The following is a 13,410-nucleotide window of genomic DNA, read 5'->3' on the forward strand; positions in this document are numbered from 1 at the left end:
GTTCCGCTTATTCGTATCACTAATACGTATAAGGACTGGCTTGATGACGGCTCGGAGGGCTACCCAGAAAGATGTTGCCGTGCGCGCCGGGGTGTCCCAGGCGGCAGTATCCATGGTTCTGGGGGGAGGGCCGCCATCGACTCTGCCGGCGGAAACCATCGAGCGCATCCAGCTGGCGGCCAAGCAGCTCGGCTATGTGCCAAACCGGCTGGCACAGGCCCTCAAAACGCGCCGGACCATGACCATTGCCTGCGTCGTGCCGGACATTACCAACCCATTTTACCCAGCCTTGATCCGCGGCGTGCAGAAGGTGGCGGCGGCCAGCAAATATGATGTCATCACGCTCAATACCGACGGCGACCCGGCGAGCGAACGGCACTTCATCGACTGGGCGCTCGAGGGGCGCGTCGACGGCGTGGTGGGGGTGTTCTTCACGCTGCGCGCTGCCGACCTCAAGATCCTGCTCGACAGTTCGATTGCCATCGTGCGCATCGAATCCGCGCGCAAGGCGGGCGGCGAGTTGCCGATCGACGACATTTTCGTCGACAGCCGCGCGGCCGCCTGTGTCGTGGTCGAGCGCCTGATTGCCATGGGCCACCAACGCATTGCCATGGTCGCCGGCGTCGGCGGGCCGCAGGGCGTTCGGGTTGAAGGCTATCGCCAGACGCTGGCAGCCCATCGGCTCGAACCCATGGTGGTCATCGAGCAGAGTTTTACCGAGTCATCGGGCCTGGATGCGGCCAATGCCATTCTCGACAGCGGCTTCAAGCCGACCGCAGTTTTCGCGGCCAACGACCTGATGGCCATCGGGGTGATGCAGGCTTTGCGCAACCGCAAGATTGCCGTGCCCGATGACGTGGCAGTGGTTGGCTTCGACAATATTTCCGCGGCGCCGCTGGTGACGCCCCCGCTGACCACGGTCACCCAGTTTCAGGACCGCATGGGCGAGCGCGCCGCCGAAATCCTGTTGCAGCGCCTCAGCGGGGTGATTTTCGGCCCCGGCACGGTTCACGAAATGCCCTTCGAGCTCATCGAGCGCGGATCGGTCTAGTCTACTCACTTAGCTTCTTGGAGGAGAGCATGAGCAAGTCTATCATCACCAAATCGGCCGTCGCCCTAATGACAGGCACGGCCTTTACCCTCGCGGCCCATGCCCAGGGCCCGATCAGCTGGTGGTATGAAACCGCCACGCCCGAACAGCAGGGCGTCATTACCCGCAATATCGTCGAGCCGTTCAATGCGTCCCACCCGGACGACAAGCTCAGCCTGGACTACCGCGGTGCCCAGCTCGACAACCAGATGCGGGTGGCTTTGCTATCTGGCAGCGGCCCTGACATCGTCTACACCGCTGGTCCGAGCTATGTCGCACCGATGGCGCAGGCCGGACAATTGCTGCCGCTCGATCAATATGCCGAGCAATACGGCTGGAACGATCGCATTCTGCCGGTCTTCATCGAGATGGGCAAATATAACGACCAGCTCTACGCACTACCCAAGACCTATGAAACGCTGGGCCTCTTCTACAATGCCACAATGTTCGAGGAGCATGGCTGGACGGTCCCCAAGACCATCACCGAACTCGAGACGGTGGCCGACGCCATGCTGGCCGAGAACATCGTTCCCTTTTCCGCCGGCAATGCGCTCTGGCGCCCTACCAACGAGCATTACGTCACTATCGTCTTCAACTCGATTGCCGGTCCCGAAGCGGTCTACCAGGCGCTCAAGGGCGAAATCCCATGGACATCCGAGCCTTTCGTCAAGGCGATCAACAAACTCGACGAATGGTGGACGAAGGGCTATTTCGGCCCCAATTACTTCTCGCTGAATGGCGAGCAGCAGGTGGCCCAGCTTGCCAATGGCCAAGCCGGGATGATGCCTTCGGGCACCTGGCAGTTCCAGCATATCAACACCTACTTTCCACCGGCCAATGCGGAAGCGGGTTTCGTCGGCTTTCCCAGCGCCGATGACGTGGGCGATCCGGTATTCGCGCTGGGTGTTGGTTCCACCTTCTCGGTGGCTGCCACCTCGCAGAATCCTGATGGGGCGGCCGCGGCCATCGACTTCATTTTTTCGGATGAAACCTATGCCAGCATGAACACCGACTGGCAGGGCGAGTGGAACACGCCGCTCCGCGATCTGTCCAACATCACCCTCGGTGACGGCGTCCTGCCGCTCTACACCGAGGCCATGCAGATGCTGGCCCAGTCGGTGTCCGAGGATGAATACGGCTACACGACCTGGACTTTCCTGCCGCCTGCAACCGTATCATTCCTGGTGAGCGGCATAGAAGAGGTGTGGCTCGACCGTACCGACACCACGCAGTTCCTCGAACAGCTTGATGCCACTTTCCAGCAGGAAATGGCCGAAGGCAAGGTTCCCGCCATTCCCGCCCGGTAACATCTCCCACGAGCGCTGGGTGGCGGTACGCCGCCGCCCCTTATGGCGGAGCCTTCACATGCATCGACTCTATCTGCTTCCAACGTTGATCATCAACGTGGTCATCATCCTGGTACCGGCCATGCTGACCATCGCCCTTGCGTTCTTTCGCTGGGACGGCATTTCCATGCCTGTGTTCATCGGTCTCGATAACTTCTACGGTCTGTGGGGCGACCGCGTCTTCTGGACGGCACTCACCAACAACATCATCTGGACAGTGCTGTTCCTGACCGTGCCCATCGGCATCGGCCTGCTTGCAGCCACCTTGCTGCTTGTGGCGCGCCGCGGCAGCATGTTCTTCCAGGTCGTCTATTTCCTGCCCATGATCATCGCGACGGCCATCCTGGCGCGCGTCTGGCAGGGCATGATCTACAGTCCAATATCGGGCGTCAACGGCATGCTGCAACGCATGGGCTTTCCCACGCTCGATCCACTCACCCAACCCTCCACGGCGCTGATCGGCATCGCAACAGTGGATCTGTGGCATTGGTGGGGATTTCTCTGTGTCATCTTCTTTGCGGCCCTGCGCCAGGTGCCACAGGAGCAGGTGGAGGCCGCGCGCATCGAGGGTGCGTCCTTCTGGCAGATGATGCGCTACGTGCTGTTGCCCGGCATCCGCCCCACGATCACTTTGATGATGATCATGACGGTGATCTGGTCCTTCCTCGTCTTCGACTTCGTCTACATATTGACCCAGGGCGGCCCCGCCTTTTCCAGCGAAGTTCTATCGACGCTGGCCTATCGCAGCGCCTTCTATGACTTGGCCGTCGGCAAGGCAGCTGCCGTGGCCGTGATCATCTCGATTTTCGGACTGATCGCCACCGCCTTCTACATTCGCGAACAGGCCCGGGAGTTCGACCAATGAGACTGATCGAAAGCCGCGCCACGCTGCTGCTCACCTATGCGATCCTGGCCATCCTTCTGCTGATCACGCTGTTCCCCATCGCGTTGCTGGTGCTGAATTCCGTCAAACCGGCCGCGCAAATCGTGCAGAATCCGCTGGCATGGCCCGAAACCTTCCGCTGGGACAATTTCACTCGCGCCTGGCACGATGCCCGTTTCGGCACCACCATGTTGAACTCGGCGATCCTGTCCGGCCTGACCATCGTTCTGGTCTGCACCACCGGCTCACTGACCGCCTATGTGCTGGCGCGGCGCAAGATCAAGTCCTGGAAGATCGTCACCTTCTACCTTCTGGCAACGACCACGGCACCGATCCAGTTGTTCCTGTTCCCGCTCTATTTCGGCTTCGCCCGGCTGGGGCTGATCAACAATGCCGTCGCAGTTTCAGTCGTCTATACCGCCATATGGTCGCCTTTCGCGGTCATGTTGCTCCGCACCTATTTCCTGGCTGTGCCCAAGGAACTCGAAGAGGCTGCGCTGATCGATGGCGCTACGCACTGGCAGGTCTTCACCAAGGTCATGCTGCCAATCGTCTCGCCCGGCATCCTGACCGTCGCGCTGATCATCGGGCTCTATTCGTGGAATGAGTTCCTCATCGCCACGACCTTCCTCCAGCGCGCTGACACCTCCACCGCCATCGTCTCCTTCTTCCTGCTGTCCGGTCAGTACAGCAGCGACTGGGGTGAGATCATGGCCGCAGCGCTGATCATCGTCCTGCCCGTCATCATCCTGTTTGTCCTGCTGCAGCGCCGCTTCATCGAAGGCATGGCCGGCGGTTCGGTCAAGGGCTGAACCAAACTGGAATTCTGAGGAGATAAAGATGTCCGTTCCCAACGACTATCTCGAACGTGTCTATGCCGGTGTGCTGGGCAAGCTGATTGGCGTCTATCTGGGCCGCCCATTCGAAGGCTGGACCTACCAGCGCATCATGGAGGAGCTCGGGCCGATCGAATACTATGTCCATGATCGCCTCAACCAGCCACTGGTGGTGACGGACGACGATGTGGCGGGCACGTTCACCTTCATTCGCGCGCTGGAAGATTACGGCATATCGCCCGATCTCAGCGCCGAGGATATTGGCAAGGCCTGGCTCAACTACATTTGTGAGGAACGCTCGATCCTGTGGTGGGGCGGCAATGGCAATTCGACCGAACACACCGCCTGGCTGAACCTGAAGAAGGGAATTGCGGCGCCTGAATCGGGGTCGATCGCGACCAATGGCCAGGCCGTCGCCGAGCAGATTGGTGCGCAGATCTTCATCGATGGCTGGGCGCTCGTCGCGCCTGGCCAGCCGGAACTGGCGGCCAAGCTGGCCGAACAGGCGGGCAAGGTCAGCCACGACGGGGAGTCGGTCCATGCGGCGATGCTGTGGGCCGCCATGGAGGCGGCGGCCTTCCGCACCAAAGATATTGACGCGCTGATTGATACCGGCCTGTCGGTGATCCCGGCAGACAGTCTGATTGCCAAGCTGATCGGCGACATTCGCGCCTGGCACAGGCAGCATGCCGACTGGCGCACCTGTCGGCAGCTGATCGAGCACCACTATGGCTACGACAAATATCCGGGCAATTGCCACGTCGTCCCCAACCACGCCCTGATGATCATGTCGGTGCTTTATGCTCCGGACGACTTCCAGAAGGCGCAGATGATCGTCAATACCTCCGGCTGGGACACGGACTGCAATGCCGGCAATGTCGGCTGCCTGATGGGCATCATGCTGGGGCTCGATGGCATCGAGGACGGCCCGGACTGGCGCGGCCCCATTGCCGACCGGCTGCTGATCTCGTCTGCCGACGGCGGCAATTCGATCAATGATGCGGTGCGCACCGCGTATTATCTGGCCAATCTGGGCCTTCAGCTGGCCGGCGATGCGCCCATGCAAGCGCCCAAGCACGGCGCACAGCTCCACTTCTCGCTGCCCGGCAGCCAGCAGGGGTTCCGCCCGATGGGGGCGGCAGGCGGCAGTGTCACGACACCACTGCGCAATGTAGAATTCGAGGGCGGCCGGGCCCTGGCCATAGGTTACGAGGCACTCGGCCCGGGGCAGGTGGCGGCAGCGATGACGCCGACTTTCTCCCCGCCCGAAATGCTCAACATGCGCACCTATGACCTGATGGCGACGCCGCTGGTCTATCCCGGCCAAGTCCTCAAGGCCCGGGTCATCGCGCCCAAGGACAATAAGGGCGCTGTCGAAGTCCGGTTGCGCCTGCGGGTCTACGACGCAGCGGACCAGCTGCGCGATGTCGACGGTAAGGCCCACCGCCTCGCGCCCGGATCGGAAGCGGTTCTCGAATGGCGCCTGCCCGAATTCGACGGCCAGCCGATCGCCGAGATCGGCCTCGCGATTACCGGCGACGGGCGTCGTGCCGACGGCACAGTGCTGCTCGACCATATGCGCTGGGACGGGGCAGCCGAGCTCACCCTGCACCGTCCGCAAGGCGATGGCGACTTCTGGCGCATGGCCTGGGTCAACGGCGTGGATTTCTTCTCCAAGCGCTTCCCGCCCAGCTTCCGCATTTCCCAGTCGCGGGATGAAGGCATCGTCTCGCATGGCACGCGGGAGTGGACCGACTATTGGCTCAAATCCGACATCATGGTGCACTTGGGCAATTACGGCGGCGTGGCGGTTCGGGTGCAGGGGCTGCGGCGCTACTATGCGGTGCGCGTGACGCGGCGCAATACGCTCGAAATCGTGCGGATCCGCGATGCCGAGGAGCTTGTCCTTGCCTCGACGGAATTTCCGTTCGCTTTCGAAACCACGATCCCGTTCTCGGTGCGCGTATCGGGCGACACCATTTGGGCGGAAGTCGCCGGCACATCGGTCTCGGCCACTGATACCAGCGCGCTTGCCTTTGCCAATGGCGGCATCGGGCTGGTGGTGCACGAAGGTGCCCTCTCGACCGACGCCGTGACCATCACCGCTGCCTGAGGCGGCCACAGACCAGGAGGGGCGTTATGGCTTCAGTCCGCATCGACAATGTGAAGAAATCCTACGGCGATGTGCCGGTCATGCATGGCGTCTCGGTCGATATCGAGCATGGCGAATTCGTTGTGCTGGTGGGGCCGTCGGGCTGTGGCAAGTCGACTCTGCTGCGCATGATTGCCGGCCTCGAGGATATCTCGGCCGGCACGATCAGCATCGGTGATCGGGTGGTCAACGACCTGCCGCCCAAGGCGCGTGACATCTCGATGGTGTTCCAGAACTACGCGCTCTATCCGCACATGACGGTGGCCGAGAACATGGCCTTCTCGATGACGCTGGCCAAGGCGCCCGCTGCGGAAAAGCAGCGGCAGGTGGCCAAGGCTGCGGAAATCCTCGGCCTGACCGAACTGCTGGGCCGCTATCCCCGCCAATTGTCGGGCGGACAGCGGCAGCGCGTGGCGATGGGGCGGTCAATCGTGCGCGATCCGCAGGTGTTTCTGTTCGACGAGCCGCTGTCCAACCTCGATGCCAAGCTCCGCGTGGCCATGCGCGCGGAGATCAAAAGCCTTCACAAGCGGCTGGGTACCACCATCGTCTATGTGACGCACGACCAGGTGGAAGCCATGACGATGGCCGACAAGATCGTGGTCATGCAGGCCGGCCGGGTCGAGCAGGTAGGCACTCCGCTCGAACTCTACGACAATCCGGCCAATAGTTTCGTGGCCCAGTTCATCGGCTCGCCATCGATGAATCTGATCAAGGCCACGCGGCAGGGCGATGACATCGTGCTGAGCGATGGCACCCGGACCGGGCTCACGCCGCCGGCTTCCCCGACTGACGGCGGCGCCGTGCTCCTGGGCAAGCGGCCGGAAAATATCGCCATAGCGGCGCAGGGCATTGCTGCACGGGTCAAGGTGGTCGAGCCAACCGGATCGGAGACTTTTGCGGTGCTGGCCATAGGGCAGGACGAAGTGGTTTGCCTTTTCCGCGAACGCGTGGCGCTCCGCGATGACCAGGTGATCAATATTTCGCTGACTGAAGGCGACACCTACTTCTTCGAGGCAGATGGGGGCAACCGGGTCCGCTGAGACCGGTCGCGGCACCGGCCGGGCGGCTGCTCAGGGGGCGTGTCCGGGCTCGGGGGCGGTCAGCCGGGAGGTGTCGCGGCGGCGAGGGCGGATAGGACTTCGGCGTCCTGCACCTGGGCGAAATCCTCATAGTACTGGCCCACGGCCCCGAAATCGTCGTGGCTTTCGAGACAGACAAGCTGGTCGGCCTCGGCCTGCAGGGTGGCCAGCACGTCATGCGCCGCCACCGGCACGGCGACAATGAGCAGGCGCGGTTGCCGCGATCGCAGGGCGCGCAGGGCCACCCGGATCGTGGCGCCGGTGGCAATGCCGTCATCGACCACGATGATGGTGCGGCCGGCCAGTGCCGGCAGGGTGGTCGAGGGGCCGTAACGCCGGCGCCGCCGGTCGATTTCGGCGGTTTCCCTGGCCACAGCTGCGGCAAAGTCGGACTCCGAGACCCTGGCCATGGCCATGACCGCCTCATTGCGCAGGATTTGCGGCGTATCGCCATCGACGATGGCCCCCATGGCCAGCTCGGGCTGCCGCGGGACGCCGAGCTTGCGCACGATCAGGAGGCTCAGCGGCGCGCCGAGGGCGCGGGCAATCGGCGCGACTACCGGCACTCCACCCCGGGGCAGGGCGATGATCACGGGGTGATCCGGGCGGAACGGCTGCAGGGCCGCAGCCAATTGCTCACCGGCGTGCTGGCGGTCGCGGAACGGCATCGGGTGCTCCTGTGCATCGGCTCGGGCAGACGGCTCGCGTCAGGGCGTTGCTCCCGCCGCCACGCCCGCTGGAGGTGAAGTAGGTCCTGCTGCAGCAGCGCGCGCCTTGATGGCCATCAAGGCGCCATTGCCAGCATGGCGCCGATTGCGGCGGTTGTGCGGAAGCCGTCCGGTCATGCCACGCCGACATTTGACGGGCATCAAGACGGCGCGGCGTCCAAGTTGCTTAGTGGTGGCACCATCAAGCAAGGAGCTGAAAAATGGCGAGTACTGCAACAAATCTGCCGGTCAAGAACAATGCCAAGACGCCGGCACGCGGCGCCGGGCTGGTCGAGCATCCGTTCGAAAGCGTCCGTCGCGAGTTCGACCGCCTGTTCGAGGACATGGACCGCAATGCCTGGCTGGCGCCGTTCTCGCTGTTCAACGGGGCACCGGCCAAGGCCGGCAACGGCTCGGCCTGGATGACGACGCCGGCGGTGGACGTGGTGGAGCGCGATGATGCCTACGAGATCACCGCCGACATGCCCGGCATGGACGACAAGAATATCGACGTCTCGCTCGCCAATGGCGGGCTGACAATCCATGGCGAAAAGCGGCAAGACACGACCGACGAGTCGGCGGACCACTATATCCGCGAGCGGCGCTACGGCGCCTTCGAGCGCAGTTTCGCGCTGCCCGAGGATGTGAATGCGGACAAGATCCAGGCCAGCTATGCCAATGGCGTGTTGCGCGTGACCCTGCCCAAAAATCCGGGGGCTGCATCGGCCAAGCGGCGGATCAGCGTCAAGAAGGGCTGACCACGCATATCTGCAAGCCCGGGCGAGGCAGTCAACGCCCCGCCCGAAATCGCGCCGTCAGCTGATGACGATCAGGTCGTCCACCGTGGCGACCCCGGGGGTTGCCCAGGCCGCGTCTTCCACCAGACGACGCTCAGACCAAGCCCTGACATGGCCAGCCAGGGTGACGCGGCTGCCCTCGACATCGACGCGGATGGAATGGGCCTCGAGCTCGGCATTGCGTTTCAGCGCCTTCTCGATGCGCTTCCTGACGTCCGCGGCGGAAACCACCGGGCGGGTGCGGATGGCGATGAGGTTGCTGATCCCGGTGACCCCGTGCAGGCCGCGTATGGCATCGGCGGCGGCCGTCTTCTGGAAGTTCCATTCCACCGTGCCCGAGAGCGTCACCCAGCCCTTGTGGACCTTCAGCTTCACCGCATTGTCGGGGACGGTGGTGTTCCACTGCAGGGAACTGACGGCGCGGCCGGCAATCTGGTCGTCGGCATTGCCGACATTGCCGGGGAATCGGACTTCGAGGTTTTCGGCGATGCCCTTGACGCCCTTGATCCGGCCGACCAGGCCTTCCACGGTGGACTTCTGCGCGTAGTTGGGCACATGGCCGGTCAGGCTGACGACGCCTTCCTCCACGGTCACGCCGATATCGGCCGCATCGATGCCGGGTTCGCGTTCGAGCTCATCCAGGATGACCTGCCGCAATACGGTGTCGCTCATCGAAATCTCCTTGCATGGGATCCAGCCAGCCGCTGCTGCCCGACAGGAACATGGCGCGGACAGGCAGGGCTTGATGGCCGTCAAACATCCTGCGGCCTTGCGCGTGGCTATTTGCCGAACAGACTGGCCACTGGTGCCGCCACGGCGAGCTGGCGACGAAGAGTGCCCACCTGGCGGGGCGTGGACAGGAACAGGCGGAGATCGTCGTGGCTGACGCCGGCGATGGACTGCAGGCGGTCGGTGTCGATGATCTCGAAGTGGCCGCTGTCGATGATGACGATGACCCGCTTGTCGGCCAGATAGTGCAGGTGCCGGCTGATGGTTTCAAAGGTGGTGCCGAGATAGCTGGCCAGGTCGGCGCGGGTGATCGTCAGCGCCGCCACGGATTTGAGCGGAGATACCGCCATTTCGTTCAGCAGGTGGTCGCGCCGGCCCGCCATGACCAGCAGATAGGTGGCGACCCGCTCGAGGGAATTCTGGCAGCTGAGCAGCAAGGCGCGCTCCCGGGCCAAGGCGAGATGGTTGGCAGTGACCAGGAGCAGGGCGTGCTCCAGCTTGGGGTGGCGGGCCAGCAGGCCCTCATAGGCCGTCCGGTCGGCGGCGCAGATCTCGGCATCGGTGGCGGCCTCGACGGCAAAGTCCATCACCGGGTCAAACAGCTGGCCGAAGAAGTCGCCGGGATAGATCAGGCTGACAATGCGTTCGCGGCCATTGGGCAGGGTCTTTGACACCTTGAGGACCCCGGCCAGCACGGTGCCGACCAGGCTGGCCTGGCCGCCACTGGCGAGAATAGTCTGGCCGGCACTGATGACACGCCTCCCCGAGATGCGGGCAATATCGGCATAGCTGGCCAGGTCCGACAGCCCGCACAGAGAGCGGGTCGTGACACTGCAGCGCGTGCATCGACTTGCTGCATCGGTGATGTTGGCAATATCGCCCATGGTTGCTTCTCCGCAATTATCGGGGGCATGCTCAATGCCTGAACAGCATGACGATTGCAGGAAAAACGCGGCCGGCCTTGATTTGAATCAAGCCCGATCCGGCCCGGGTGCGGTGAAAGACAAAGGCGTGTGGACGCTGGCATGGGGCCCAGACAAAGCGCGAGGGGGAGCCTAGGGGAAAGGTGGGACAGCAGGTGATGCGAGCCATGGTGCTGCGGGCGGTTGGCGGGCCGCTAGTGCTTGAGGCGCGAGCGCTGCCGGTGCCAGGGCGCGGAGAAATCCGGGTTCGCGTCGAGGCCGATCTGCGGCACGGCCGGTTCCAAGGGGTAGTCGTGCTGGTGCCGTGAGCCAAAAACGCACGGATCCCGACGGCCTCGGGAAAAATGCCGGACTTGATCCAGAACAAGGATTGCCTGCCGCGCTCGGCTAGATTGTCTAGCAGCAGCAGGGTCCTGGCAGCGATCATCGCCGTCTGTGGCCTGCCCGCACAACAGGTCAGACGGGAGACGAAAGTGATCAAGGACATCGTGGTTCATCTTACCGGATCGGCGGAAGACGAGGTGCGTCTTGCCTATGCCGAAGCCATCGGGGCGCGTTTTGACGCTCATCTGACCGGGCTATATGCCCATATCCTGCCCGAGGTGATCGGCGGCGACGGCGTCGCCCTGATCGCCATGGAGCCGCTGATCGAGCAGTCCAATGAGCAGGCCGACGCGACGCTGGAACGCCTGGTGCAGCGGTTCGATCGCCTGACCATGCCCCATGAGGTGCGCCGGCTCGATGCATTTTCCGGTACGGCCGGCGATGCCCTGGCCGTGGAGGCGCGGACGGCCGACCTGTTCGTCGCCACACGGCCCTATGGCGATCCGGCCGATGCCGTGAGCATGGAGGTTTCGGTCCTGTTCGGCTCCGGCCGGGCCTGCCTGTTCGTGCCGCCCAAGGCGCAGACACCATACTCGTTCGGCACGGTCGTGGTTGCCTGGAACGGCAGCCGCGAGTCGGCGCGCGCCGTGGCCGAGGCGATGCCATTCCTCAAGCTGGCCGGCCAGACCATCGTCGTCATGGTGGGCGAAGGGGAGGCGACCGCGTCCGGCGGCGATATTGCACGCCACCTGAGCCGGCATGGCATTTCGGCCGTGATCGGTACGGCGGAAGCCGGATCGGACGGCGCCGGCGAGGCGCTGCTGGCGGAAGTCCGCCGCGTGGGCGCCGGTCTGCTGGTGATGGGCGGCTATGGTCACTCGCGGTTGCGCGAATGGATCCTGGGCGGCACCACCCGCCACATCCTGGCCAATGCCGACGTGCCAGTGCTGATGGCGCGCTGATGCGGCCCGGGCGGGGGCGCGAAAAAGTTAGCGAAACTTGATCGCCATCAAGAGTGCCTCTGCCGATCCGTCCTTTCTGAATGCACAGGGATTGCAAGGAGGGTTCGATGTCGAGTTCAGAACTGACGGCCGCCGCGGCGGTTACCACGGTGGCCGAGCCGGGACAGAAGCTGCGCCTGGGCGCGCTGACTGCCCTGGTCATCGGCTCGATGGTGGGATCGGGCGTGTTCAGCCTGCCGCAGAACATGGCGGCGGGAGCAGGGGCCCTGGCCATCATCATCGGCTGGACGATCACCGCGATCGGCATGCTGGCGCTGGTGTTTGTCTACCAGTCGCTGGCGACCCGCAAACCCGCGCTCGATGCCGGGCCCTATGCCTATGCCAGGGCCGGGTTCGGCGAGTTCATCGGGTTCAACAGCGCCTGGGGCTACTGGATCAGCGCCTGGGTCGGCAACGTCTCCTATGCGGTGATCGTGTTCAGCGCGCTGTCGTATTTCTTCCCGGCCTTTGGCGAGGGCAATAGCTGGCAGGCCATTGTCGGCGCCTCCATCCTGCTGTGGCTGATCCATGCTTTGATCCTGGCCGGCGTCCGGCAGGCAGCCCTGGTGAATCTGTTTGTCACCGTCGCCAAGATCGCGCCGATCGTGCTGTTCATCGGGGTGGTCGTGGTGGCGTTCCAGGTGGACGTCTTCGCGCTCGATTTCACCGGCCTGGGCAATGCCGAGCTGGGCTCGATCGCCGACCAGGTCCGCAATACCATGCTGGTGACCCTGTGGGTCTTTATCGGCATCGAGGGGGCCAGCGTACTGTCGGCCCGCGCCGAACGGCGCAGCGACATTGCCACGGCCACGGCGCTGGGCTTTTTCACCTGCCTGGCGCTGTATGCACTGGTATCGCTGCTGTCGCTGGGCATCCTGACCCAGCCCGAACTGGCGGGCTTGAAGAACCCCTCCATGGCCGGCGTGCTCGAACATGTGGTGGGGGCATGGGGGGCGGTGCTGATCAACCTGGCGCTGGTGGTCTCGGTCGTCGGGGCGTTCCTGAGCTGGACCCTGCTGGCAGCCGAAATCCCGCATGCCGCGGCGCGCGACGGTAGCATGCCCAAAATCTTTGCGCAGGAGAGCGACAAGGGCGTACCGGTCGTTTCGCTGACGGTCACCAACCTGCTGGTGCAGTTGTTCCTGATCATCACCTTCTTCGCGCAGAGCACCTATCAGGCGCTGTTCTACATTGCCTCGACGGCGATCCTGGTGCCGTACATCTTTTCGGGCGCCTATGCCGCCAAGCTGGCGCTGACCGGGGAGGGTTACCAAGCCGGCGAGCCGCGCCGGCTGGCGCTGTTCCTGGGTGGGCTGGCCACCGTCTACGGGCTCTGGCTCGTCTATGCGGCGGGACCGGCCTATCTCTTTATGTGCGCGCTGCTCTATGCCCCCGGCATCGTCTTTTTTGCCTGGGCACGACGGGAGGCCGGGCAGCGGATCTTCAAGCCCTGGGAACTGGCGGTCGCCGTCGCCCTGGTCGCGGTCGCCCTGCTGGCCGCCTATGAAATGTGGATCGGCGCGGTGAGCCCGCTATGAGC

General features: G+C 63.8%; 12 protein-coding genes and 1 pseudogene. 10 read left to right on the plus strand and 3 right to left on the minus strand.

The annotated features are described in order from the left end of the window. Positions 1-43: 43 nt before the first annotated feature. Genes AC4NN3_RS07600 through AC4NN3_RS07625 form a run of 6 tightly spaced genes read left to right on the plus strand, consistent with a single transcriptional unit; the run spans position 44 to position 7,350 of the window. Positions 44-1,051, plus strand: coding sequence for a LacI family DNA-binding transcriptional regulator (locus AC4NN3_RS07600; protein WP_491926500.1), 1,008 nt, complete (start codon positions 44-46; stop codon positions 1,049-1,051). Positions 1,052-1,080: 29 nt separating this feature from the next. After that, positions 1,081-2,397 (plus strand): ABC transporter substrate-binding protein, encoded by a 1,317-nt coding sequence (locus AC4NN3_RS07605; RefSeq protein WP_491926501.1) that lies wholly within the window; start codon positions 1,081-1,083, stop codon positions 2,395-2,397. A 58-nt stretch (positions 2,398-2,455) separates the two neighbouring features. After that, complete coding sequence (locus tag AC4NN3_RS07610) at positions 2,456-3,301, plus strand: carbohydrate ABC transporter permease (protein WP_491926502.1); 846 nt, start codon at positions 2,456-2,458, stop codon at positions 3,299-3,301. Continuing rightward, positions 3,298-4,131 (plus strand): carbohydrate ABC transporter permease, encoded by an 834-nt coding sequence (locus AC4NN3_RS07615; protein WP_491926503.1) that lies wholly within the window; start codon positions 3,298-3,300, stop codon positions 4,129-4,131. The genes AC4NN3_RS07610 and AC4NN3_RS07615 overlap by 4 nt, the downstream gene beginning before the upstream one ends. A 28-nt stretch (positions 4,132-4,159) precedes the next feature. After that, positions 4,160-6,268: an ADP-ribosylglycohydrolase family protein gene (locus tag AC4NN3_RS07620; RefSeq protein ID WP_491926504.1), complete on the plus strand. Its 2,109-nt coding sequence runs from the start codon at positions 4,160-4,162 to the stop codon at positions 6,266-6,268. 26 nt (positions 6,269-6,294) lie between these two features. Beyond that, the gene (locus tag AC4NN3_RS07625; protein WP_491926505.1) at positions 6,295-7,350 is read left to right on the plus strand and encodes an ABC transporter ATP-binding protein; all 1,056 of its coding nucleotides are present in this window, start codon (positions 6,295-6,297) and stop codon (positions 7,348-7,350) included. 59 nt (positions 7,351-7,409) lie between these two features. Here AC4NN3_RS07625 and AC4NN3_RS07630 read toward each other — a convergent pair whose 3' ends face one another. Then, positions 7,410-8,057: a phosphoribosyltransferase gene (locus tag AC4NN3_RS07630; RefSeq protein WP_491926506.1), complete on the minus strand. Its 648-nt coding sequence runs from the start codon at positions 8,055-8,057 to the stop codon at positions 7,410-7,412. Positions 8,058-8,317: 260 nt separating this feature from the next. Here AC4NN3_RS07630 and AC4NN3_RS07635 point away from each other — a divergent pair, with 260 nt between their 5' ends. Next, positions 8,318-8,854: an Hsp20/alpha crystallin family protein gene (locus tag AC4NN3_RS07635; protein ID WP_491926507.1), complete on the plus strand. Its 537-nt coding sequence runs from the start codon at positions 8,318-8,320 to the stop codon at positions 8,852-8,854. Positions 8,855-8,911: 57 nt separating this feature from the next. Here AC4NN3_RS07635 and AC4NN3_RS07640 read toward each other — a convergent pair whose 3' ends face one another. Further along, positions 8,912-9,565, minus strand: a complete 654-nt coding sequence (locus tag AC4NN3_RS07640; RefSeq protein ID WP_491926508.1) for a BON domain-containing protein — start codon at positions 9,563-9,565, stop codon at positions 8,912-8,914. Between the two features lie 107 nt (positions 9,566-9,672). After that, positions 9,673-10,506 (minus strand): Crp/Fnr family transcriptional regulator, encoded by an 834-nt coding sequence (locus AC4NN3_RS07645; RefSeq protein WP_491926509.1) that lies wholly within the window; start codon positions 10,504-10,506, stop codon positions 9,673-9,675. Positions 10,507-10,703: 197 nt separating this feature from the next. On the opposite strand from AC4NN3_RS07645, the pseudogene AC4NN3_RS07650 reads away from it, so the two are divergent. The 3 genes and pseudogenes from AC4NN3_RS07650 to arcD form a co-directional block, all read left to right on the plus strand. Next, positions 10,704-10,805 (plus strand): annotated as a pseudogene (locus tag AC4NN3_RS07650) (alcohol dehydrogenase); the annotation flags it as partial. Between the two features lie 213 nt (positions 10,806-11,018). Next, positions 11,019-11,831 carry a universal stress protein gene (locus AC4NN3_RS07655; RefSeq protein ID WP_491926510.1) on the plus strand — a complete coding sequence of 271 codons (813 nt, stop codon included), beginning with the start codon at positions 11,019-11,021 and terminating at the stop codon, positions 11,829-11,831. Positions 11,832-11,938: 107 nt separating this feature from the next. Continuing rightward, positions 11,939-13,408, plus strand: coding sequence for an arginine-ornithine antiporter (gene arcD / locus AC4NN3_RS07660; protein ID WP_491926511.1), 1,470 nt, complete (start codon positions 11,939-11,941; stop codon positions 13,406-13,408). The last annotated feature ends 2 nt before the right edge of the window (positions 13,409-13,410 follow it).

This window comes from Devosia sp. MDV22-iso42 (assembly GCF_058629155.1).

Bases quoted from the DNA above. Each gene is read 5' to 3' on its own strand.
- AC4NN3_RS07620 (WP_491926504.1), top strand. From the start codon at position 4,160: ATGTCCGTTCCCAACGACTATCTCGAACGTGTCTATGCCGGTGTGCTG.
- AC4NN3_RS07605 (WP_491926501.1), top strand. From the start codon at position 1,081: ATGAGCAAGTCTATCATCACCAAATCGGCCGTCGCCCTAATGACAGGC.
- AC4NN3_RS07635 (WP_491926507.1), top strand. From the start codon at position 8,318: ATGGCGAGTACTGCAACAAATCTGCCGGTCAAGAACAATGCCAAGACG.
- AC4NN3_RS07610 (WP_491926502.1), top strand. From the start codon at position 2,456: ATGCATCGACTCTATCTGCTTCCAACGTTGATCATCAACGTGGTCATC.
- AC4NN3_RS07625 (WP_491926505.1), top strand. From the start codon at position 6,295: ATGGCTTCAGTCCGCATCGACAATGTGAAGAAATCCTACGGCGATGTG.
- AC4NN3_RS07600 (WP_491926500.1), top strand. From the start codon at position 44: ATGACGGCTCGGAGGGCTACCCAGAAAGATGTTGCCGTGCGCGCCGGG.
- AC4NN3_RS07645 (WP_491926509.1), bottom strand. From the start codon at position 10,506: ATGGGCGATATTGCCAACATCACCGATGCAGCAAGTCGATGCACGCGC.
- AC4NN3_RS07615 (WP_491926503.1), top strand. From the start codon at position 3,298: ATGAGACTGATCGAAAGCCGCGCCACGCTGCTGCTCACCTATGCGATC.
- arcD (WP_491926511.1), top strand. From the start codon at position 11,939: ATGTCGAGTTCAGAACTGACGGCCGCCGCGGCGGTTACCACGGTGGCC.
- AC4NN3_RS07640 (WP_491926508.1), bottom strand. From the start codon at position 9,565: ATGAGCGACACCGTATTGCGGCAGGTCATCCTGGATGAGCTCGAACGC.
- AC4NN3_RS07630 (WP_491926506.1), bottom strand. From the start codon at position 8,057: ATGCCGTTCCGCGACCGCCAGCACGCCGGTGAGCAATTGGCTGCGGCC.